Raw genomic sequence first — 22959 nt, forward strand, 5'->3', positions numbered from 1 at the left:
GCTCAATCCCTGCCTTGTACGAGGGAATAGAACATGTGCTCCAGCGTGGCATCGGATTCCCCGAATTGGGAGCGCAGTTCATTCAGCGTACCTTGAGCAATAACCTGCCCACGGTGCAGAACGATAAAACGGTCACAGTAATTTTCAATCGTGGACAGAATGTGTGAACTGAGCAGGATGGATGATCCCGAAGCTTTCATCTCCAGCATAAAATCAAGCAAAGAGCGAATACCCAGCGGGTCCAGTCCCAGGAAAGGCTCATCAATGATGTACAGTGGTGGTCCTGCCACAAAAGCACACATGATCATGACCTTTTGTCTCATCCCCTTGGACAGGTGAGTCGACAGACTTGTACTTTTCTCATTCATACGGAACAGTTCCAGCAGTTTCTCCGTACGTTGTTTGAAATCAGCCTCCGACACATTGTACGCTCTTGCCGTAAACTCCAGGTGCTCCATCACCGTCATCTCATCATACAGTTCGGGTGATTCCGGTACAAATGCCATAGCCGATTGGTAAATCTGCGCATCCTCGTCCCGCTTCTTGCCCATCACTCGCACTTCGCCCTGTTGAGGGGTCATCAAGCCGAGGATGTGTTTCATGGTTGTGCTTTTGCCAGCACCGTTTAAGCCGATTAGTCCGACCATCTCTCCACGTCCAACTTCCAGATCGATGCCGTGAAGGACGGGCCGTTTGGCACTATAACCTCCGCTTAACCCGCTGATTTGCAGAACAGGCGATTGAACGTTTTCCATCTATCCCTGCACCCCTTTCGTCAGATTCTATTCTTCGGAGCGTGGCGTTTTATCTTTACTCCACTTGGGTGCTCCTTTGTTTTTACGATCCTGGTCGCGCTCCGTGCGGCCTGTATTACCCGTTGGTTTGCTACCTGCTGGATGCGAATTGGAGATTGTAGCTCTGGTTCCCCCATTACGATTGCCCTGACCTGGTTTGCGATCTCTGGATTGTCCTGGTTTTCTGGAGAACGAATGTCCCTCAGGCCGCGTGTCCGGACGCGGGTCAGCCTCCAGTACTTTACCGCCAAAGAGTACACGTTCTGACAGTTCGATTCCGAGTTCGCGTGCAAATTTACGCATAATAAAGATCTGTGTTTCATCCACAATGGACAAAACGATACCCGAGCGTCCCATCCGGCCTGTACGACCTGCACGGTGAACATAGTGCTCCGAGTCAAAGGCAGGGTCATAGTTAATGACCATTGGCAAACCTTCAATATCCAGTCCTCTGGCAGCCACTTCGCTGGCAATCAGCAACTGAAGTTTGCCATTACGGAAGGCAGACAATACGTTACTGCGCGTCACTTTGTCAGCATCTCCATACAGCGCAGCAGCGGACAAGCCCAGATGATTCATTTTTGCTTCAACTTCACCAATATCTTCGGTTGCATTCACAAATACGATTGCCCGATCCGGATTGTACTGTCTAACCAGACGACGCAGCATGTCAATTTTGTTACGGTTTTCTTCTACAAAATAATAATGCTCAAGGCCCGCGGCCGTAGCTCGATCCGGTTCAATTCCGATCTGCACAGGCTCTTTCATCTCACGCTTTGCGAGTCCAGCTGTATGCTCATCAATGGTTGCTGACAGGAAGATCAGCTGACGGTCCCGCAATGCGCTCTTAAGTACAAAGTTCACGTCACTTACGCCGCCAAGTTGGAACACTTGGTCTGCTTCATCGATAACAATCGTAGAGACGTTGTGCATTTTCAGTTTTTTGAGTGTAATCAATTCCTTCAGTCGTCCCGGTGTACCCACAACCAATTGTGGATGCTCACGCAGCTTCTCGATCTGACGTTTAGCCGCTGCGCCTCCAATTAGACCCAATACGCCAATCTTACGTTCTTCCGCATAACGCTGCGCTTCACGTACAATTTGCATCGCCAGCTCTTGCGTAGGTGCAATAATGAGTTTCTGCGTACCTTTGATATCCATTTTGATGGATTGTAACAGTGGCAGCAGATATGCCAGCGTTTTTCCTGTTCCCGTCTGGGATTTGGATACGACATCTCGGCCTTCCAAAATAACCGGGATCGTCTGAGCCTGTACAGGTGAAGGTTCGTTAATGCCATGTTTCGCCAAAACGGCCTCCAGATCCTGTTCCACGCCAATTGAAGCAAATGTTTGATTCGTCATGTATGTCCATCCTTTTAAATTTATTCATTTTGATGCTAGCCTTGCTTGTACGGATATAAACCGAAGCCTGTCATCACATTACCTTTCATTATATGCGAAAAAAGCCCGTGTACCAAATCTTATTCCAGAATTGTATGTATACACGCCAAAAAAAAGAAAAGCCCCTCGGCGGAGCCTTTCTTTCATTCCGTATATGATGCCTCGTATCACATTTACTTCTGATTCATTACACCGTGCGACAATCGATCTGCAAGACGAGGAAATAGCTGGTACAACCATATGCCAGCAGAAGCAAGTCTTGGCAGATTCACTTCTTCCTTGCGCTTTTTCATCGCCCGAATCATATGACCCGCAACGTCTTCCGGTTTCAACATCATCCAGCGTACATTATTCACATAATTGCCAGAAGGGTCAGCCCGATGGAAAAATGGTGTATCAATCGGACCCGGATTAATCGTTGTCACCATGACGCCAGTCTTGCGAAGCTCTTGACGCAGCGCATTACTAAATCCAAGTACAGCATGTTTCGTAGCTGTATAGGAAGCGGATTTGGCTGTACCAATTTTGCCAGCCATGGAGGCCACGTTCACAATCTGACCTTTGCCACGTTCCAGCATTTGTGGAAGCACTGCTTTGGTGCAGCGGACAATGCCCATGTAATTAACGTCCATCATCTCATCGAATTCCTGTACAGACATCTCTGTCATCGCTGCGAATTTCCCGTAACCTGCGTTGTTCAGCAAAATGTCGATTCGTCCGTATTTATGCAATATCGCATCCACAGCTGCCTGAACCTTCTCACTATCCGTAACATCAAGCGTGAGTAATTCATGCGGCCCTTTCAGCGAGGCACCAATCTCTTCCAGCTTGTCCCGTGAACGGGCAGCCAGAATTGGGATGGCTCCTTCTTTTATCAGCATCTGCGCACACAGCGCACCGATACCACTCGATGCACCTGTGATAAACACTACCTGATCTTTCAGCATCCGTGATGTCCTCCCGTATTGAACACATATTGCCTTTTGAGGCGTATGGTTCTATTCTACGAGATCATGACCTGAATATCCATCTCACCAATGCCGTCCATCAGCAAAGGAATACTCAGTGCTTTCGTTGCACTAAATGTAGTCAGATGTTCGGACTTCATCACTTGTGGAGGTGTAATATCGACAACAACACCCTGGTTTGACAGGATGGTGCTGGCATTACCACTGATCATATTACCCAGTTCCGAAATCGCACTTTTGCTCATTTCATCCATTTCTGTAATGACAAAACCACCCATCATCGCAGATACAATTTTCAATGCAACTTGTTCATTGATTCCAAATACAATGTTTCCGCTAAGTTGTCCGGTCATTCCGATCACGATCCAGACATGGTCTGCAATGTACTCTACATTTTTCACGCCAAGACTCCCGGTGGAAGGCGAAACCTGGATGAGCTGTTCGAATACGTTCCGTGCCGATTCCAGGAAAGGATTAATCACTTCCGCTTTCACTGTCTATGTCCCCCTCGCACTGGGTTATTGGTCACACACCAAAAGTCCCATATTCATTAAATTTATTATACTTTATCACGTACAAGAATTCATTAAGAATTCGTTAAACCATGTGTACTATAATTTATCGTCATCCGTGGGGCAAATGTTTATAGCTGATTCTAGCGAATAAACAGCGCTTTTCAGTTCTTTTGAAGAAAGCTTTTCGCTCGTTGTGCGTGGCATAAGGCATTTAGGACTTTATTACTGCTTTCTCACAACTGTAAAAAAAATCAAATTCTTGTATTCGCGTTTTTTTCACAGTCTCTTGAACTACTTTTGATCCTGATCATTACCTTCATTGCTCTGCTGTCCTGAATCACCTATAATTTAAGATAACGGAACAATAACCAGTTACGGGATTACATCACACTAAACACTACATAATCAAGAAATTTTGCCTGCAAGGAGGTCACCTATGAACATAAGCCAACTGGAGACACTAATTACCATTTCCAAAACGATGAGCTTCCGCAAAGCGGGAGAACTTCTGAACCTGACCCAGCCTGCCGTCTCGGCCCAGATCAAAAGTCTGGAGGACGAATTCAGCACCGTTCTTGTGGATCGTAACCAACCCGTTACCCTGACAGACCGTGGACAGGTATTCCTGGAGCACGCTGAACGGATGCTCGACATCGTTGATGAGTTGAAACAAAAATTGTCCGATCTTGATGAAACGCCTCAGGGACGTATCGTATTAGGCACAACAACTTCCATTGCTATTCAGATCTTGCCAAGGGTGTTATCCTATTTCCAAGATCAATTCCCGCTGATCAAAACCAGTATCCAATCCCTTCCGTCATCACAGATCTATACCCAGGTCGAAAATGGTCTGGTTGATATTGGTATCGGTTATCTCACGGAGCGTAATCCCAACCTGAATACATCTGTGCTGTACTATGACACATTTGAACTCGTGGTATCTCCTTCCCATCCGCTGGCGAAGAAAAAACATGCTGCAGTGGATGTGCTCCGGAGTACACCATTGATTCTGCTGTCCCCTGATACCGTAGGACGAAGGTTTACGGAAACTATCTTCAAGAAACATAATATTGAACCTAATATTGTAATGGAGTTGTCGAGCAGCGAAGAAGTGAAACGGATGGTCGAGATTGATCTCGGGGCAGCTGTCATCTCCAAACAATCTGTTGCGCATGAGTTGCGTCAAGGTACATTGCGAATGATACCCTTAAGTGAGCTGGAGGTCAGTCACCCTGTTGGTGTCATCTATAAGTCCAGTCGATACCTTAACTCAGCAATGCAACAATTCATAAGTGACCTCAAAGGTATGCCGGAAACCCAATTCATCAGTTCAGAATGACAATGAGCCATGAGAAAGGAAGGATTCCATATGAAATTTGATCTTCATACACATCATTTTCGTTGTGGTCACGCAGACGGCAACATCCGCGATTATATAGAGGCAGGTATTAAGGCAGGACTTCAGGCCATCGGTATCTCGGATCATACGCCGTACTTTGGCAGTGAGCTTGAGCAGGCATTTCCCCGGATCGCAATGGGCAAGTCGGAATTGCAGCATTATGTGGAAGAAGTCCTTGCTTTGAAAGAAGAGTACGCTGGTAAAATCGATGTGCTGCTCGGCATTGAATCCGACTACTTCCCTGTTCATGCAGAATTGTACCGTACCACACTGGGACAGTATCCTTTTGACTATATTATTGGTTCAGTTCATCATACCGAGGATGTGAGTATCTTCAACAAAACCCGGTGGAATGGACTAAGCAATGCTCGCAAAGTTGAAGTGAAAGAGAGCTATTATTCATTGATCCGGCAATCGGCTCGCAGCGGTATGTTCCAGATTCTTGGACACATTGATGCGATGAAAGGAAACTATCCACCTTTCTCCGAAATTATCGCTGATCAGGCCATTGATGAAACGTTGCAGGTCATTGCAGAATCCAACGTTGCGATCGAAATTAACACATCTGGCAAAACCAAACTCAGCGGTGGCTGGTATCCCTCGGATGCCATTCTGGAACGCGCCCATCATTATGGAGTGAAGGTGACATTTGGATCGGACGCTCATAAACCACAGCGGGTTGCAGACGAGCTGGATGACGTTCGTACACGTCTCAAGGAGATCGGATTCACCGACTGGGTATACTTCAAGCAGAAACAGATGCAGGTTGTTCCACTGTAAAAATATAGAACCACAGAGAAACCCCCACAGCGTTAACAAGCGCAGTGGGGGTTTTGGGTTTAATTCTAAATTAAAAATATTATATAAGTTAAACTTAACATTTACACGATAACGGAGAGGACAGAAATAACCAGAAGAAACGAAGTGTTCGCCTAAAAGCTTTCTGAAAGAAAGCTGCATCGGAAGCATACGCTATGACCGGATTTTACCTTCTAAAATATGGGAATCAAAAAAATCCGGGTATAACAGCGATCGGAAGGTTATTCTGTCATCGGAGTGGCCAGTGTAAATAATCCACAGTTAACTTATATGGGCAAAAAAAATGAACCCGCTCGCGCGGGTCCCAACAGCATTATCTATTATCAAAAAGGGGGTCATGAGATAAGTTTACCCCCTGTCTGTTAGAGTTCAATTGCAGCTATATTTCAATTGTGTAACAAATGATTGAAGTTCGATTCATTCACGTTTGACTACTCTTACTCTATGTCATTGCGGCTTGTCAGATACCAGGGTTTGCAGGTCTTTTTCCTGAAGAGGTCTGACGTATTGTTCCCGGTACATACTGTACACTTTAACATCCATCAGGGATTCTGATTCCTCGTCATCCTCATCATTCAGTCCGAACGAGGGAAGACTCCGCTCATAGGACATCCCTATTTTGCTTAGCACCCGTTGTGAAGATACATTGGCCTCATAACAACGTGCTTCCACCCTCCCCAGATGAAGATCGTCAAATCCAAACTGCAACAGCCGCTGTACCGCCTCGGTAGCCACACCCCTGCCCCAACAGGACCTGTTCAGGATGTAACCAATCTGTGCGGTACCATTCTGATCATTCCAGTGTTGGAATGAGGTGATCCCAATCACCTGTTCCTTGCCTCTCCAGCAGATCCCATAATGTAACGAATCCAGCTTGGCGCTGCTGCTCCGTATCTGGTTCAATAAGCGTCTCGCCCTGATTGGCGTGGGCTGGCTTCCCCTATTCACATATCTTATGACTTGAGGATCGGAAAAGAGTTCCGATAATGTGCTGTAATCACTTTGACGTAATGATCGCAGGACAAGACGCTCTGTCCACAAAGCCGGCAGACCTTGAACCAGCATTTTTCGGGTAAGCATGACAATCGCTCCTTTTGCCTAAACGGGCTCTAGTCCGGTAAGACAAGCATGCTCTGATGATGATCCGGCGTAATACCATTTGAACTGATCCACGAACTTTAGTATTCGCATTTTAGTATTAATATATTGCATCATTCAATTCATCACGCTAAAAGGTCCAGATGCTGACTACTCCTGCAGCCCGCGATAGATACCCGTACGAATCTCACGAATATAGAAATCCAATGCAGGAACATTCGCCGACTGTGCAACCTGTACTTCTCGCTCAATATCATAAGGCACCCGCACGAATTGAACATTGAACGGGGTATTGTTATCGTTGCTGTCTTCACCCTCCAGAATACAGTAGGAAGCTTGGGGAAGATCGAGTGGATTACCAACACTGCCTGCATTAAACAGTAACTTGCCGTTCATATACTGCAAGTATGCGTTATGCACATCCCCATAACCTACAACATCTGCAACACCTTGCTCAGGCTCATCAGCCGGAGGATCAAACATTGCCAACCTCTTTTCCATCGCGTCCCACGGCTGTACACGATGGTATACACTTTGAGGTGAAGCATGGACCAGACGGATGGTGCGACCGCTCAGTTGAAATTGATGACTGAAGGGCAGGCCCGCCAAGTACGCCAATCGTTCCTCACCCAGCCGTTCTGCTTGCCAGGTAAAGTTCTCGTTGTCTTGGTTAACCGCAACCAGTTCATCCCAATTGCCACGGATAACAAGTTCGCACGTTGCTCTCACCTGATCCACAACCTTTACCGGTTCTGGTCCCTTGCCCACGAGGTCACCAAGACAAAAGATTCGCTCCACGCCACGACTTCGGATATCTTCTAACACTGCTTCCCAGGCAGTCATGTTGCCATGAATGTCGGATACAATCGCAATTCTTTCCATCTGGATAACCTCCATTCATGTTAAATCCTTTATGTTTTACATTCATCTTGTATTCTTTTATGTGGTTGATCCTTTAAGCTCAAAAACCGTTAATTCTGGTCTGCACAGAAAACGAATGGGCAGTTGAGTCATGCCAAAACCACGATTCACATACACGGGCATCTGTGTCTGGGTGGTGTAATATACCCCCTGGACATCCGTGTAATACAATCCTTGAACATACTTGTGTGAACCTCGCGGAGTTGTCAGTGCCCCAATCCAGGGAAAACGTACCTGTCCACCATGGCTATGACCGGAAAGTTGTAATCCGAAACCATAGGGAGTGGCAATGTCGGCATAATCCGGTTCATGCATAAGTAACAATTTCCACACATCATGATCCAATCCCTTGATGGCTTGGACAGGATCAGGCCTGCCTGTAAGTGCGTCATCCAGACCAGCTATGGCCAGACGTTCGCCCCCTTGTTCAATCACCACATGTTCGTTCCGTAACAAAGTGAATCCCGCTTCACGGAACATGGTTGTCACTTCATTCTGCTGTCCGCCCCGATAATCATGATTCCCCAAAACAGCAAATTTGCCATACTTCGCTTGCATGGAGGCGAGTACCGGAATACATTCACGCATCGGCTCTGCTTCCCTCTCGACGATGTCTCCGGTAAAACAAATCAAGTCCGGTTGCTGCTCCTCAATCGTTGCTGCCAGCTTCTTCAGCTCTTTCACCCCGGTATGAAAACCAAGATGGGCATCGCTGAACTGAACTACACGCAAACCGTCAAATGCCTTTGGAAACTTCGGAAGTTTCAGCTCCACTTGCTTGATCTCCAGACGACGCGGTTCCCATAACCAGGCATAACCTCCTGTAAGCAAACTGGCACCCGCTGTCATCAAAACCATACGCAATAAGAAACTTCGGCGAGAGGGATCATGATCCTTTTCTTCACCAGGAAACACAGACTCTTCTGCACCTGATGCTTTGTGCGAGCGCTGGGACGGCGAGTTGTTGCTGCCCTGACGCGGTGTCTCTGCCATATCTCCCCCTCCTTCTACGCTCTTAATCCATCCCCTTAGTATATCATATTCTGCATGGGTAGCCCGGTTCCTCTGCTTCATTACAAAAAGAAGCCGGGATCTCCGGCATGTTGCTGCACGGGATCACGACTTCTTCTAAGTTGCAGATTACACTTCTGCACATGTTATGACGAGATTATACACCCAACCAGCGTTTGAACATATGCTTGGTCGTTTGTTTGTTCATTTCGGCAATGGAGGTTGTCAGTGGAATGCCTTTTGGACAGGATTGCACACAGTTCTGTGAGTTTCCACAGCCCTCAATGCCTCCGTCTTCCATCAACGCTTCCAGACGATCGTCGGCGTTCATCTCCCCTGTTGGGTGAGCGTTGAACAGGCGCACTTGGGACAGTGCTGCTGGACCGATAAAGTCTGTTTTCTCATTGACGTTCGGACATGCTTCCAGACATACACCACATGTCATGCATTTGGACAGCTCATAAGCCCACTGACGCTTCTTCTCAGGCATCCGTGGACCTGGACCGAGGTCATAGGTACCATCGATCGGAATCCATGCTTTTACGCGTTTCAGGGCGCTAAACATCCGGCTACGGTCGATGACCAAGTCACGAACCACTGGGAATGTCTTCATCGGTTCGATACGAACGGGCTGTTCGAGCTTGTCGATCAGGGCTGCACATGCTTGACGTGGCTTGCCGTTGATGACCATGGAACAGGCACCGCAGACTTCTTCGAGACAGTTGGAATCCCAGCAAACGGGTGCAATGGATTTGCCATCTGTATTGACGGGGTTCCGCTGAATCTCCATCAGGGCGCTGATCACATTCATGTTGGGACGGTACGGAAGCTCAAATTCTTCGTTGTACGAAGATGACTCCGGGCTATCCTGACGGGTGATGATAAACTTGACGGTTTTGTTGGCTGTAGCTTGTTCCGCCATATCGTAGTCCCCTCCTCTGGTGACGATGATTGTATTGCTGATGCGCAAAATGGTTTGGTGCACGGGAGACGCTTCGTCAGCGGAATGCCCCTCTGATCGCTGTTATCCCCGGATTTTTTGATCAACCCTCTCCAGGGTTAAAATCCGGTGATAAAGGCGAGCGCTTCGCTTCTTCTGGGCATTTCCGCTTCCTCCGCTACGTCGTGCACACAGGGTCACTTTGCTGGAAACTGCACTCCATTCATGCTGGATGGGCAGTATTGAAGTTCTGAAGCATCGCTAAGGCGCTTTGCTTCTTCTGGGTATTTCCGCTTCTTCCGCTATGTCGTGCACTGGGTAACTTTGCTGGAAAACTGCACTCCATTCATGCTGGAGGCAGTATTGAAGTTCTGAAGCATCGCTAGGGCTTTGCTTCTTCTGGGTCTTTCCTTCACTTTGATGGCAGTAACTTTGAAGAAGCTTTGCTTCTCCAAAGTTGTCCTGCCTCTTCGTTCAGGTGCTTAATATTTAACTTTATAAATAAATCCGTGATATTTAATCCTTGGAGTAATCCCGGATACGTGGTGGGATCAAGGATACGTCTACTGGCTCGTACGAGATTTTCGGTCCTTCCTTCGACCAGCTTGCGATAGTCGTTTTCAGGAACTCTTCATCATTACGTTCCGTGAAATCCGGTTTGTAATGCGCGCCGCGGCTTTCGTTACGCAGCAATGCGCCCAGTGTCATTGCTTCTGCCAATTCAATCATGTTCCAAAGTTGGCGAGTGAATGCTGCGCTCGGGTTATTCCAACCAGAGCTGTCATACATATTGATTTTGCCATAACGCTCTTTCAATTCCTTGATCTTGCCAATCGTGGCTTCAAGCTTGTCGTTGTAGCGCACAACCGTCATGTTGGCTGTCATCCACTCGCCAAGCTCTTTATGAATGACATAGGCATTTTCCGTGCCCTGCATTTTCAAGATGCCTTCGTACTTGTCGCTTTGTTGTTTGGTGTGTTTCTCAAATACGGAAGATGGGATATCTGCGGACGATTTTTTAAGTCCTTTGATATATTCAGCCGCTTTTGGTCCAGCCACCATACCACCATAGATCGCAGATACCAGTGAGTTTGCACCCAGACGGTTCGCACCATGGTATTGATATTCACATTCACCAGCTGCGAACAGCCCCGGAATGTTAGTCATTTGGTTGTAATCTACCCACATGCCGCCCATGGAATAATGGACTGCCGGGAAGATTTTCATTGGGATTTTACGCGGGTCATCACCCATGAACTTCTCATAGATCTCAATGATTCCGCCGAGTTTAACATCCAGTTCCTTCGGATCTTTGTGCGACAGGTCGAGATAAACCATGTTCTCGCCGTTCACACCCAGACCCATATCTACGCAGACGCTGAAGATTTCACGAGTCGCGATATCACGTGGAACCAGGTTACCGTAGGATGGATATTTTTCTTCAAGGAAGTACCAAGGTTTTCCGTCTTTGTACGTCCAGATCCGTCCACCTTCACCACGCGCGGATTCAGACATGAGACGCAGCTTGTCATCCCCTGGAATGGCTGTTGGGTGAATCTGAATGAACTCCCCGTTTGCGTAATTTACACCTTGCTGATACACCGCACTTGCCGCTGTACCTGTGTTAATTACAGAGTTGGTCGTTTTACCGAAGATGATCCCCGGACCACCACTCGCCAGAATAACCGCTTCTGCCGGGAAGGTCTGTACCTTCATCGTTTTCAGATCCTGAGCCACGATCCCGCGACATACGCCTTCATCATCCAAAACTGCCTGCAGGAACTCCCAGTTCTCATATTTCGTAACCAGGCCAGCTGCTTCCCAGCGACGTACCTGCTCGTCTAATGCATAGAGCAATTGTTGTCCTGTTGTCGCTCCGGCAAACGCCGTACGGTGATGCTTCGTTCCCCCGAAACGACGGAAATCAAGCAAACCTTCCGGTGTCCGGTTGAACATTACGCCCATACGGTCCATCAAGTGAATGATGCCAGGTGCTGCTTCGCACATCGCTTTAACAGGGGGTTGGTTCGCAAGGAAGTCACCGCCGTATACCGTATCGTCAAAGTGTACCCATGGGGAGTCACCCTCACCCTTGGTATTTACCGCTCCGTTAATGCCGCCTTGTGCGCATACAGAGTGGGATCGTTTAACAGGAACCAGTGAAAATAAATGAACATGGACTCCGGCTTCAGCCGATTTGATCGCCGCCATCAATCCCGCGAGACCGCCGCCCACAATAATTACATTCGTTGATGCCATTGCTGTTCACTCCCTTATAAGTCAGCATTTATACGCTAAATGCTTAAATTAGAACTGTTTTTACTGCGTCAATCATCGAAGTAGCTGTTTGGAAATCAATGCTCCGGAAAGCAAATAGTGAAGCAATAAACATGATGGAAACAATAGCGAACAAGCTCATACATACGTAAGAGGATACACGCTGCGCACGCGGACCAACTGTGATTCCCCAGCTAACGAGGAACGACCACAGACCATTGGCAAAGTGATATGACGCCGCAACCACACTGATCATATATATCGCAAAGGTTATCGGATTCGTCACCGCATCATGTATGACGCCGCCAATCTCTTCATGGGATACATTACCCAGCGCAATCTGTACTCGCGTCTCCCATACGTGCCAGATGACGAATACAAACGTAATAATACCGCTTACCCTCTGTAACGTGTAGCGCCAGTTGCGCTCATTACCGTAACGCCCAACGTTAGGCTTGGCCTGATAGGCAATGTAAAGACCATAAACACCGTGATAGAACAACGGCAACCAGATAAGTAATGCCTCAATTACAATAACAAGAGGCAAACCGTTCAGAAATGCAACGGCACCGTAAAAAGCTTCTTTGCCGCCTTCAACTGCCGTGAAGTTCGTCACCAAATGCTCAACAAAAAACAAACTGAGCGGAATGACGCCAAGCAAGGAGTGCAGCTTTCTGGAGTAAAACCCTTTCATAAAATGTCGATCCCCTTTCGCTAAATACAACGTTTTCATAAATGATTTCACTTATCATGACACGAATCCTTTTCCATGAAAAGGTTCGACAAATTGTTCCGTTTTCCCCAGGTGTGAACAACTTGTGTCACGGTTCATGTTACTCCTTTTTTTCTTATAAGGGAATTGCAATATAATTATTAAATGTTATAACCTATAGGTATAAGCAGTGAAACATTGGGTTTACAGGCTATACAACATGGAAAACGATTGAGCAAGGGCAAGAATCACATTCATGGAAAAGAGGTTATTGTTCATGTTTGAGGAGTTAAACGCATTTGCAGCGGTCGTGGAGCAGTCCAGCCTCAACCGTGCATCCAAGTTACTGAACTTGTCCCAACCCGCACTCTCACGCAAAATTGCCAAATTGGAGGATGAACTCGGAGTTGCCCTGTTCCACCGCCGTGGCAAACGGCTGGAGTTAACCAGTGTGGGCCAGTTCACCTACACCTACGCTGTAGAACAGAAGCAGCAGCAACAGAAGTTCCTCACCATGCTGGCCCAGTATAAAGACGAAGAACAGAGCACCATTACACTTGGAGCCAGTCTGACGACGCTTCAAACTACGTTACCACCTCTCGTCAATGCCTTTATGGAGAAACATCCGAATGCCGAACTGAAACTGTTGACGGGCAAAACACATGAGATTGTCTCGTTTGTGCGTGACAAAAAAGCCGATGTGGGCATTGTCGCCTCCTCCATCAGCGAAGTGGGGCTTAACTGTGTGCCGCTCTTTGACGATCACCTGGAACTGGTTGTGCCGCTAACACACCCCTTGTCCGGTAAGGAAGCCGGGATGGAGCATTTGCAGGATCTGCCGATGATCACATTCTCCAAAGGCACCTGGTACCGCAAATTAACGGACGATCTCTTCCAGCGCTGTGCCGTGATGCCGGATATTCGCATGGAAATTGATTCCTTTGAAGCGATCATCCGACTTCTGCCTTCCGCCAAAGCTGCCGCTCTATTGCCCAAGTCATATCTTCGTCCACAATTGCTCGCGGACAATGATCTTATTTCTGTTCATTTGCCTCAATTACAGCAGACCCGCAGAACAACCTGTATGATCTATGGGGAAAAAGAGGACCTCAGCGAGACCTCCAGACAATGGGTCAAGGAGACTGCTGCACTCTTTACAGCAAAGGCGCCATTGCCCTCACGAAGGGCTACGACGCCTTTGCCTTGATCTGAATCAGCCAGGTTCTAACGCCTGGCTTCCATATTTAACTCATGATAATTATCAGCTCTCTTGGCTGATAACCTCTTCTTCAAATCGGTCGATATCTGCATTATTACCAATAATGACCATGATATCCCCCATTTGAAGCGAATCCAGTGCCGTCGGAGCGATAATGACCCCAGCTTCCTTCTGTAACGCTACAATGCTGCAACCAAAACGTACGCGTGCATTCAGGGTGGAAAGGGTTTTGTTGTGCAGACAGGCGGGAACCTTCATCTCGACAATACTGTAATCATTGGATAATTCAATGTAATCCAGCAAGTTCGGGGTAACCAGCTGGTGGGCAACCCGAATGCCCATATCCCGCTCAGGATAAACGACACGATCAATCCCCAGTTTATCCAATGCGCGTCCGTGAAGGACGGATATGGCCTTGGCCACAACCGTCTTGACGCCCAGCTCTTTTAACAGAATCGCGGTGAGAATGCTCGTCTGAATATCATCCCCGATAGCAACGATACAGCAGTCAAAATTTCGAATACCCAGGGAGCGTAGCACTTCCTCATCTGTGGCATCGGCTACAACGGCATGGGTGACCAATTCACTAATGTCTTCGACGACTTCTTCATTTTTATCGATCCCGAGCACCTCGTAGCCGAGTTCCATTAATTCCTGTGCCAGACTGGAGCCAAATCGCCCAAGCCCAATCACCGCAAACTGCTGTGTTTTCATTGTTCTTCACGAACCCCTTATCCAAATCAATTTCAAAACTCACTAAAAATAGATTTATCCAATAATCATTTTGCCTTCCGGATACCTGTATAACTCTTTACCCTTTTTCTGCCCAAGTGCATACGCTAATGTAATCGGTCCAAGCCTTCCAGCAAACATCGTAAAACAAATCAGGAGTTTGCCCAATGTAGTCAACTTCAGCGTTAGTCCAAGCGATAATCCTACAGTACCAAAGGCCGATGTCGTTTCAAATAAGATCATCATAAAACTGGCGTCTTCTGTGGTACTTAATGCCATCGTTACAGCTATGATGAACAAAAGCGCCAGCAATGTAATGGTAAGCGCCTTGAAAATCCGTTCCTGTACGAGCCGATAGCGGAAAAACACGATATCTTCACGTCCACGCATCATGGCGATGACCGCTCCAGCCATAATCATAAATGTCGTTGTTTTGATCCCGCCTCCGGTAGAACCCGGCGAAGCACCAATGAACATCAGAATGATCATAAAGAACTGTGTTGCCTGTCTCAGCCCGGCAATATCTACCGTATTGGCTCCTGCTGTTCGCGGCGTAACGGACTGGAAGAATGAACCGAGAATTTTGCCACCCCAGTTCAGGCCACCCAGTGTCCGTGGATTGCTAAATTCAAATACGAAAATGACAAGTGCACCAAACACAATTAACAATCCAGTCATTAACAGTACAACTTTGGAGTGCAGAGACAGCTTCCGCGTTTTGCGGTAATCCACCAGGTCTGACAACACCACAAAACCGATACCGCCAGAGACAATCAGGAACATTGCTGTAAAATTAACCAACGGGTCATACACATAACCGGTCAGACTGCGGAAATCCCCAAACATATCAAAGCCCGCATTGTTGAACATCGAGATCGCATGCCAATAGCCATAATAGATCGCCTGTCCAATCGGCATGTCGAACGACCAGCGAATGGCAAACAGTGTGCCACATATGCCTTCGATAATGAGTGAGTAGATCACAACTTTACGGATCAGCCGGACGATGCCCTCCATCGTGCTCTGATTCATCGCTTCCTGTAGAATCAACCGTTCTCTAAGCGAAATCCGCCGTTTGAACGCAATGGCAACCAATGTGGACATTGTCATGAAGCCCAGTCCGCCAATCTGAATCAGAATCGCGATTACAACCTGACCCAGCACCGAGAAATGAGTCCCTGTATCCACCACAACCAAACCAGTGACACAAACAGCCGAAGTTGCTGTAAAGAGCGCATCAATAAATGCAAGACTGTCTCCGTTACGGTTGGATGCCGGAAGCATTAACAACATTGTGCCTACCAATATGATGCCAGCAAACCCTAACACAAGAATACGGGGTGGCGATAATCGCATCCATTGAACATTCAGTTTCACTTGAGTATCTTCCACCTCTTCTAAAATGAAAATAACTCCACACCCGTGGAGCCTTCTTCATTTGAAATGCTGTTGCCAAACGTTAAACAAGTATGATTCAGATTAAAACGACATATATAATGAAGTTGGAATATATCCTATTCGTTCCCTTGTTGGGCGAAAGACATGCGAATCATTGCACATTTGTTTCAAAATTATAAGCGCTGCGACGTTTGTAGACAAAACGTTTTTTGTGTAAATCGGATCGAATTCAGCCAAAAAGGGAAGAACTCAGATATGGCGACGGATGGATCAGATTCTTTCGGTCCTTTTCATGCATTTTCAAGGATTTACACCTGTTTTCGTTACATCATTGGCATTCGGTGCTTGGCCTGTGCTATGTTAACTTTAATATCCATATTAGTGCGTGTTCAAAAAGGGCGGTTTTCAGTACCAAGAAGATGGGATGAAGATAGAAACTTTTTGAACTACCTCTATCAATAAAGGAGGAACACCATTACATGAATCCCTTAGGGCAGCCTTTGCAACTCAAGGCTAACTTCAAGCGGCTGGGGTTGCTTGCGGCGATTGGCCTGATTCTATTTTTTGTATTTCAGATCTTTCCTGCTACCTCATCGCAAACGACAGAAATTTCATCCACGTCCTTCATAACCAAGGAGCAGGCGAAGCAATCCGCACGATCATTCGCAGCTTCTGTGAATGACTATACACTGCCAAATGATGATGAAAAAACCCTGGTAACCTACCAGACACATTCGGATATCTACGGGTATATGGCCAAAACCAAACAACTTGATACCTATAACCAGAAATGGGAAACAAGCTATCCTTACGATGTATTCCGCGTTCGTTTGCCTGATCAAGACAAGGGCGGTTATCTTAATGTTGACGTACATATGAAAACAGGAAAAGTCGTCGGCTTCAAACGAGAACTACCTTCTTCACTCTATACCGCCATTGAGGCGGAACAGGTTAGTGGACGAGTGACCACATCGCAAGTAATTGCTGAAGGCAATATGTCTCTGGACGAGAAACAACAGCTCGCGGCTGGCGTTCTGAACGAATTCGGTTATGAGGTGCCGACACTTCAACTGGAGACTCGCGATGGTGAAGCGGGACTGAAGTATACAGATTCTGCAAAAGCCATTGGAGACTCCAAGCTGGAACTGAACTTTACGTTTGAAGAGGGTGCGGTACGATCGTTCGATCCTGGCTTCTCGGTCCCTGAATCCCATACCGATTATGTGAAAGCTCAGACGCGTCAAGCCAACTGGATGACCTATGGCGGCTATGCGTTCCTGACCCTTGTTCTGGGCGTGCTGGCCATTATCTATAGCATTCTGACCCGAACACATACGTCTTTCAAACGCGGGATCATTCTCTCGGTGGTGTATTTCGCAGCTTCGGTGATTGGCACGCTGAACATGATTCCTCTGCTCCAGGCACAGGGATTCTCCAACTTCATGTTAGCGTTCCTGATGTTATTTCAGATAGGCATTACGCTGGTCATGAGTGCAACCATCTATCTGTCACTCGTTGCCGGTGACGGCATGTGGCGTAAAATCGGTCTGAACCCTTGGCCTCGTGCCAAAGAACCGGGATATGGAAAATATGTACTTCACAGCATGGTTGCTGGTTACCTGTGGGCATTCATTCTACTGGGTGTGCAATCCATCCTGTTCTTCATACTAGAGCGAAGCATTGGCACATGGTCAACGACGTCAGCAGATCAATCTACATTTAATATGACCTATGCCTGGCTCTTCCCGATCATGGCTTGGATGGCCGGTATTGGTGAAGAAACTGTTTATCGACTGTTCGGCATTCGCATGATGCAAAAGATTGTGCGTAACACGTTTATTGCCTGTTTGATTCCAACCATCATTTGGGCACTTGGACACACATTGTATCCGATCTATCCAGTAATCACCCGTCCCATTGAGCTGATGGTGATTGGATTGCTGTTCAGTCTGATCATGCTGCGTCACGGCTTCATTGCCGTTGTATTCGCTCATGTGATCTTCGACAGCTTACTGATGGGACTCAGCCTGATCTTTATGGGCGATGCCCTCAATATGGCTGCTGGACTCTTCTGGATTGTACTCCCGGCCATCGTTGGATATGTGGTCTACAAATTCAATCCAAAACAAAAAGAGAAGCCGTATGTTACGACTCCTCATCCCGAAGTGCTGCAATAATCTGATTTGCCAATTTGTCACCAATAGATAGAGGCCGGAAGTCTTCGACGCTGGCCTCTTTTATTTTGCGTAAAGAGCCAAAATGCTTCAACAGCAGCTTACGCCGCTTCTCTCCGATCCCCGGAATGGCATCCAAACGGGACGTCACCATCGATTTACCCCGCTGCTCGCGGTGGAACGAGATCGCAAAACGGTGGACCTCTTCTTGTATCCGCTGCAACAGGTAGAATTCCTGACTATCCCGTGGCAGGGAGATGACTTCCGGTGGATTACCGATCATCAACTGCGAAGTCTTATGCTTGGCATCCTTCACCAGACCGCATACCGGAATAAACAGCCCCAGCTCATTTTCCAAAATATCGACCGCAGCCGATATCTGTCCTTTACCACCATCAACCACAATCAGGTCAGGCTGGGTCAGGTTTTCTTTTAATACCCGCTCGTAACGGCGACGGATGACCTCTCTCATCGTTTCATAATCATCCGGCCCTTCAACCGAACGGACCTTGTACTTCCGATATTCCTTCTTATCCGGTTTACCATCGGTAAATACGATCATGGCAGATACCGGGTTCGTACCCTGAATGTTCGAGTTATCAAACGCTTCAATACGGTGAAGCTGGTCCAATCCAATAAAGCGTCCCAGTCCTTCGGCAGCTTTGGATGTACGTTCTTCATTTCGCTCAATCAAACGGAACTTCTCTTCCAATGCCACACGTGCGTTATCCACAGCCATCGTGATCATCTGGCGTTTCAATCCACGTTGCGGAATGAGCACTTTGATCTCCAACCACTCCTGTAAAGCAGCAGCAACCTGAGTTGGGTCTTCCAGTCCTGATGGAAGCTTTTCAGTTGAAGTAGTTGTATCCATTATTGATTCATCCTCTTGCATACTATCAGGTTGTTCACCTTCTGCATCTGTGGAACCTCCGTAAGCTGCACGAGTCTCAGCAACCAGTGGCTGGGAAGCGTTACTGCGCTCCACTTGTCCCATCTGCTCGAATTCTACCTTAACTGCGGCAGGCACCGATCCCTCAGCATCAGATACTGTATCCAAACTTTCGTTATCCGTTGCAAGATCCTTGGGCATTTCCGGCAACAAAATTTCTTGTGGCAATGCCGGATTATCGCTGTAATACTGTGTTACATAGGACATGAAGTCACTATACGCCTCACCGTAAAACGGGAAGGTTGATACGTGACGTTCGATCATTTTACCCTGACGCATATATAGAATCTGGACACACATCCAGCCTTTATCAATGGCAAAACCAAATACATCACGGTCTCTGGCATCGGCCATCGTAATTTTCTGTTTTTCCATCATCGCATCGATGGCGATTACCTGGTCGCGCAGTTCCTTGGCACGTTCAAAATAAAGATCCTCCGCAGCCTCTTGCATCTTACGCTGCAAATCCTTCTTAATCTCTTCATGACCACCGCTCAGAAATGAACCAATCTCTTGTGAAATCTCGTCGTACTGCTCCTTCTCCACTTCCTTCACACAAGGCGCAAGACACTGTCCCATGTGATAGTACAGGCACACTTCTTTGGGCATTACACCACATTTGCGCAGTGGATACATGCGGTCGAGCAGTTTTTTCGTTTGGTGTGCCGCATATGAGTTCGGATAAGGTCCGAAATATTTGGCTTTATCTTTCAGCACGCGCCGAGTTACTTCCAGCCGGGGGTGCTTTTCATTTGTAATTTTAAGATATGGGAATGTCTTGTCATCCTTGAGCAACACGTTGTACCGCGGCATATGTTTCTTGATCAGGTTACACTCCAGAATGAGTGCTTCCATGTTACTGCCCGTCACAATATATTCAAAATCACGGATTTCGGACACCAGACGCTGGGTCTTTCCGTTATGACTGCCGATAAAATAAGAGCGTACGCGGTTCTTCAACACTTTAGCCTTACCTACATAGATAATGGTGCCTTCACTGTTCTTCATCAGGTAACATCCAGACATGTCTGGCAGCAAAGCGAGCTTGTGGCGAATCTGCTCCAATGCTTTCTCCTGATCCTGCAAATCATTGATGAATTGATCCATAATTCGGTGAATCCTCCTTCCCGAAAAAGCTGAAATCCTCACCTTACATGAGTTACTCCGATGACAGAATGACCTTTCGATCGCCGTAATTCACACGAACACTACGATAACAGAACAACCTTCCAATCGCTGTTATCCCCAGATTTTTTGATTCCCTTTTACAAGGGGAAAATCCGGTGATAAAGGCGAACGCTTCGCTTTTTCAGGTTTTTTCTGTTCTCTCCGCTATTGTGTGAGTAATTAGTGCAATACATATTAAAAGTAAAACTCGGATAAAAATTGCAACGGCTATGCTTCTAAGGCTCATTTCTGTCCTCTCCGTTAACATGTAAATTTCCAGTTTCATTTTATATAAATAATATACTTTATATTGTCCTATATAAAGGTATTCGACGCAAAACGCCCCCGGCATGTAAACCGGAGGCGTATGTGTAAGCCTGTAAATTATTGGTGTTTTGCGATAATTCCTTTGAGCGCATCTTTCGAGTTCAGACCAACCACTTTATCTACCGGTTGACCGTCTTTGAAGAAGATCAAAGTTGGAATGCTCATTACGCCAAAGCGGGAAGCTGATTCCGGATTTTCATCCACGTTAACTTTAGCAATTTTCACTGCATCGCCAACTTCTGTGGACAGCTCTTCCAGGATTGGAGCGAGCATTTTACAAGGACCACACCAAGGCGCCCAGAAATCAACAAGAACCGTTCCTTCGCCTTCTACTTCAGCGTTGAAGGATTGATCGGATACGTTAACAATAGCCATGAAATTGTCCTCCTTATATATACTTACGGTTTATTTTAACCTGTAACGTCGTGAACGACACTTCCAGTATAACACAGGTACGTCAAACTTGTGAATTGAACGCTGCAATGTTCATCTTCCCAACATCAAATCTTCACAATTACAGGATGTAGCATACTAACTGCAAAATCTTTACAAACGCTTTCTTTTCCAAGTATACTAAAATTACTCCGGGTTTCAGCCCCCATACGGGCAAGCTGTTTCCCCATAAGGAGGCAATAACATGGATGCAAATGTGCGGATCAGCGACCCGCGTGAACATGTGAACGAGGAACCCCGCAACGATCTATTTGATCTGATCGCGGGTGTTGCCGGCATGGCCGGCCTGATGACAGTGATCTTTTTCGGTATGGTTATCTTCAAATTCCTCACCGAATAGGACACTCACAGGTCTCACGCAGGACCAGAAAAGCCCGGTTTTCGCGACAATGCGAAAGCCAGGCTTTTTTTGGGACTACTTTAGCTTTTGATTGCAATCAGCTCAGCTTCTAAATCAAAAGCTCCACCGATAATTTGAAGATTAACCTTGTCCAGAACCATTTCGTTCAATTAGATCGGTTCAACGTTTACCGCGCTGATTCTCACCCCGAACGGAGATTACATCCACAAATGGACGAATCCGGTCCATAAGACGTTGCCCTTTATTCATTTCCTCGCCGTCCCGATTGGTGAAACTAAGATGTTTTTCAAGCCCATCCAGATTGTAATTGGACGTATAGAACGTAGGTTTACGATTCATCCGATAGTTCAGAATGGACCCCATCACATGATCCCGAACCCAAGGGTTCAGATTCTCTGCCCCGATATCATCAAAAATGAGCAGATCACAACTTTTCAAAATATCCGTCATTTCCTTCAGCTTCTGCCCTTCACTAATCATGGATTTCAGATCCTCCACAAAGTCAGGCATATAAATAATGACACCCGTGTGGCCTGCAACCGCCAGTTCATGCAACAGGTAACACATCAGAAACGTCTTGCCCGTCCCGAATGTTCCTTCCAGAAACAGTCCTTGCGGAGATAATCCGTTCTCCTTGGTCTCGCTAATATACCGAAGCACCTGATTCACTGCCGGAGCACGCATCCGATCCTTGCCCATAATCTCCACATCGTTGTATCCGGCACTGAGCGCACGCTCGTCCACATAGAAACTGCGAATGCGTTGCTTAATAATATGTTCATTTTGCCGGGCGATATGTTTGGAACAAGGTGCTTTTATATCTATGATTTCGGGTTTACCGTTAAAATGTTCTACTTCCAGTTTGCAAAAGTGGCCCTGAAAATCGTTAGGGCAGTTGTCGAGTCCTGGGCAATTCGCACAGTTCTTAGAGTCTTTGGCGTACTGAAACAGCTTGCTCAGATCGGTCATGAGCTGTGCATCTTGCAGTTCAGGATGACCTGCGCGGAATTCGCGTACGTACGGATTTTCCATCAATTCCGCCGCAATCCGCCGCGATTGCTCACGAAAGGCAGGGTTCAGCTGCTGAAGCAGTCCTCCCAAGGATTCCATGGCTTCAAGCCCCCTTAATGTTTCAATATAGAATGAACAATGAAGTGTACCCCTGACCATCTTGATGGCATAGGAACTTTCGATCATTTGCAATTCTACTGTTCATTCTATAGAAAAACAACCAATAACTCAACTCATAGATCTGGTAAATAGCGTAACCCTTCTACCACCGTACGTAATGCCTAGTTTATAGTACACTTGCAGTCCTGTA

General features: G+C 46.9%; 20 protein-coding genes. 5 read left to right on the plus strand and 15 right to left on the minus strand.

What is annotated here, in order from left to right:
• Positions 1-2 precede the first annotated feature (2 nt).
• The 4 genes from PAEAM_RS28565 to PAEAM_RS28580 all read right to left on the minus strand — a co-directional run bounded on the left by PAEAM_RS28565 (position 3) and on the right by PAEAM_RS28580 (position 3657).
• Positions 3-755 (minus strand): ABC transporter ATP-binding protein, encoded by a 753-nt coding sequence (locus PAEAM_RS28565; protein WP_036605802.1) that lies wholly within the window; start codon positions 753-755, stop codon positions 3-5.
• 27 nt (positions 756-782) lie between these two features.
• Positions 783-2156: a DEAD/DEAH box helicase gene (locus tag PAEAM_RS28570; protein ID WP_076319785.1), complete on the minus strand. Its 1374-nt coding sequence runs from the start codon at positions 2154-2156 to the stop codon at positions 783-785.
• Between the two features lie 212 nt (positions 2157-2368).
• A complete protein-coding gene (locus tag PAEAM_RS28575; protein ID WP_100529750.1) occupies positions 2369-3142 on the minus strand; it encodes an SDR family NAD(P)-dependent oxidoreductase in 774 nt (257 codons plus the stop codon).
• A 56-nt stretch (positions 3143-3198) separates the two neighbouring features.
• Complete coding sequence (locus PAEAM_RS28580) at positions 3199-3657, minus strand: chemotaxis protein CheX (protein ID WP_036605799.1); 459 nt, start codon at positions 3655-3657, stop codon at positions 3199-3201.
• A 457-nt stretch (positions 3658-4114) separates the two neighbouring features.
• Here PAEAM_RS28580 and PAEAM_RS28585 point away from each other — a divergent pair, with 457 nt between their 5' ends.
• Positions 4115-5017 carry a LysR family transcriptional regulator gene (locus PAEAM_RS28585; RefSeq protein WP_036605798.1) on the plus strand — a complete coding sequence of 301 codons (903 nt, stop codon included), beginning with the start codon at positions 4115-4117 and terminating at the stop codon, positions 5015-5017.
• 30 nt (positions 5018-5047) lie between these two features.
• Positions 5048-5857 carry a histidinol-phosphatase gene (locus PAEAM_RS28590; protein ID WP_100529751.1) on the plus strand — a complete coding sequence of 270 codons (810 nt, stop codon included), beginning with the start codon at positions 5048-5050 and terminating at the stop codon, positions 5855-5857.
• Between the two features lie 486 nt (positions 5858-6343).
• Here the strand turns inward: PAEAM_RS28590 and PAEAM_RS28595 are convergent, their stop codons facing one another.
• The 6 genes from PAEAM_RS28595 to PAEAM_RS28620 form a co-directional block, all read right to left on the minus strand.
• Positions 6344-6976 carry a GNAT family N-acetyltransferase gene (locus PAEAM_RS28595; protein WP_100529752.1) on the minus strand — a complete coding sequence of 211 codons (633 nt, stop codon included), beginning with the start codon at positions 6974-6976 and terminating at the stop codon, positions 6344-6346.
• A gap of 168 nt (positions 6977-7144) precedes the next feature.
• On the minus strand, positions 7145-7876 hold the full coding sequence (locus PAEAM_RS28600; RefSeq protein WP_100529753.1) for a metallophosphoesterase family protein: 732 nt from the start codon (positions 7874-7876) through the stop codon (positions 7145-7147).
• Positions 7877-7933: 57 nt separating this feature from the next.
• On the minus strand, positions 7934-8908 hold the full coding sequence (locus tag PAEAM_RS28605; protein WP_076253251.1) for a metallophosphoesterase: 975 nt from the start codon (positions 8906-8908) through the stop codon (positions 7934-7936).
• 175 nt (positions 8909-9083) lie between these two features.
• Positions 9084-9848 (minus strand): succinate dehydrogenase iron-sulfur subunit, encoded by a 765-nt coding sequence (sdhB, locus tag PAEAM_RS28610; protein WP_036605794.1) that lies wholly within the window; start codon positions 9846-9848, stop codon positions 9084-9086.
• Between the two features lie 534 nt (positions 9849-10382).
• Entirely contained in the window at positions 10383-12125 is a 1743-nt protein-coding gene (gene sdhA / locus PAEAM_RS28615) for a succinate dehydrogenase flavoprotein subunit (protein WP_036605793.1), read from the minus strand.
• Between the two features lie 43 nt (positions 12126-12168).
• Positions 12169-12837 (minus strand): succinate dehydrogenase cytochrome b558 subunit, encoded by a 669-nt coding sequence (locus tag PAEAM_RS28620; protein WP_036605792.1) that lies wholly within the window; start codon positions 12835-12837, stop codon positions 12169-12171.
• Positions 12838-13132: 295 nt separating this feature from the next.
• Here PAEAM_RS28620 and PAEAM_RS28625 point away from each other — a divergent pair, with 295 nt between their 5' ends.
• A complete protein-coding gene (locus PAEAM_RS28625) occupies positions 13133-14062 on the plus strand; it encodes a LysR family transcriptional regulator (RefSeq protein WP_100529754.1) in 930 nt (309 codons plus the stop codon).
• A gap of 54 nt (positions 14063-14116) precedes the next feature.
• Here the strand turns inward: PAEAM_RS28625 and PAEAM_RS28630 are convergent, their stop codons facing one another.
• Positions 14117-14788 carry a potassium channel family protein gene (locus PAEAM_RS28630; RefSeq protein ID WP_017692455.1) on the minus strand — a complete coding sequence of 224 codons (672 nt, stop codon included), beginning with the start codon at positions 14786-14788 and terminating at the stop codon, positions 14117-14119.
• Between the two features lie 54 nt (positions 14789-14842).
• The gene (locus PAEAM_RS28635; protein WP_076253330.1) at positions 14843-16162 is read right to left on the minus strand and encodes a TrkH family potassium uptake protein; all 1320 of its coding nucleotides are present in this window, start codon (positions 16160-16162) and stop codon (positions 14843-14845) included.
• 521 nt (positions 16163-16683) lie between these two features.
• Between PAEAM_RS28635 and PAEAM_RS28640 the strand changes: the two genes are divergently transcribed.
• Positions 16684-18381 carry a CPBP family intramembrane glutamic endopeptidase gene (locus PAEAM_RS28640; RefSeq protein ID WP_100529756.1) on the plus strand — a complete coding sequence of 566 codons (1698 nt, stop codon included), beginning with the start codon at positions 16684-16686 and terminating at the stop codon, positions 18379-18381.
• On the opposite strand, the gene uvrC is transcribed toward PAEAM_RS28640, so the two are convergent.
• Together uvrC and trxA are read right to left on the minus strand one after the other, a co-directional pair.
• On the minus strand, positions 18350-20437 hold the full coding sequence (gene uvrC / locus PAEAM_RS28645; protein WP_100529757.1) for an excinuclease ABC subunit UvrC: 2088 nt from the start codon (positions 20435-20437) through the stop codon (positions 18350-18352). The genes PAEAM_RS28640 and uvrC overlap by 32 nt on opposite strands.
• 444 nt (positions 20438-20881) lie before the next feature.
• A complete protein-coding gene (trxA, locus tag PAEAM_RS28650) occupies positions 20882-21199 on the minus strand; it encodes a thioredoxin (protein WP_017692451.1) in 318 nt (105 codons plus the stop codon).
• A gap of 262 nt (positions 21200-21461) precedes the next feature.
• On the opposite strand from trxA, the gene PAEAM_RS28655 reads away from it, so the two are divergent.
• Positions 21462-21617, plus strand: a complete 156-nt coding sequence (locus PAEAM_RS28655; RefSeq protein WP_017692450.1) for a hypothetical protein — start codon at positions 21462-21464, stop codon at positions 21615-21617.
• 180 nt (positions 21618-21797) lie between these two features.
• On the opposite strand, the gene dnaI is transcribed toward PAEAM_RS28655, so the two are convergent.
• Positions 21798-22748, minus strand: a complete 951-nt coding sequence (gene dnaI, locus PAEAM_RS28660; RefSeq protein ID WP_036605787.1) for a primosomal protein DnaI — start codon at positions 22746-22748, stop codon at positions 21798-21800.
• Between the last annotated feature and the right edge of the window lie 211 nt (positions 22749-22959).

Origin of the sequence: Paenibacillus sp. GM1FR, from assembly GCF_002803315.1 — a bacterium.
Classification (GTDB): Bacteria; Bacillota; Bacilli; order Paenibacillales; family Paenibacillaceae; genus Paenibacillus; species Paenibacillus amylolyticus.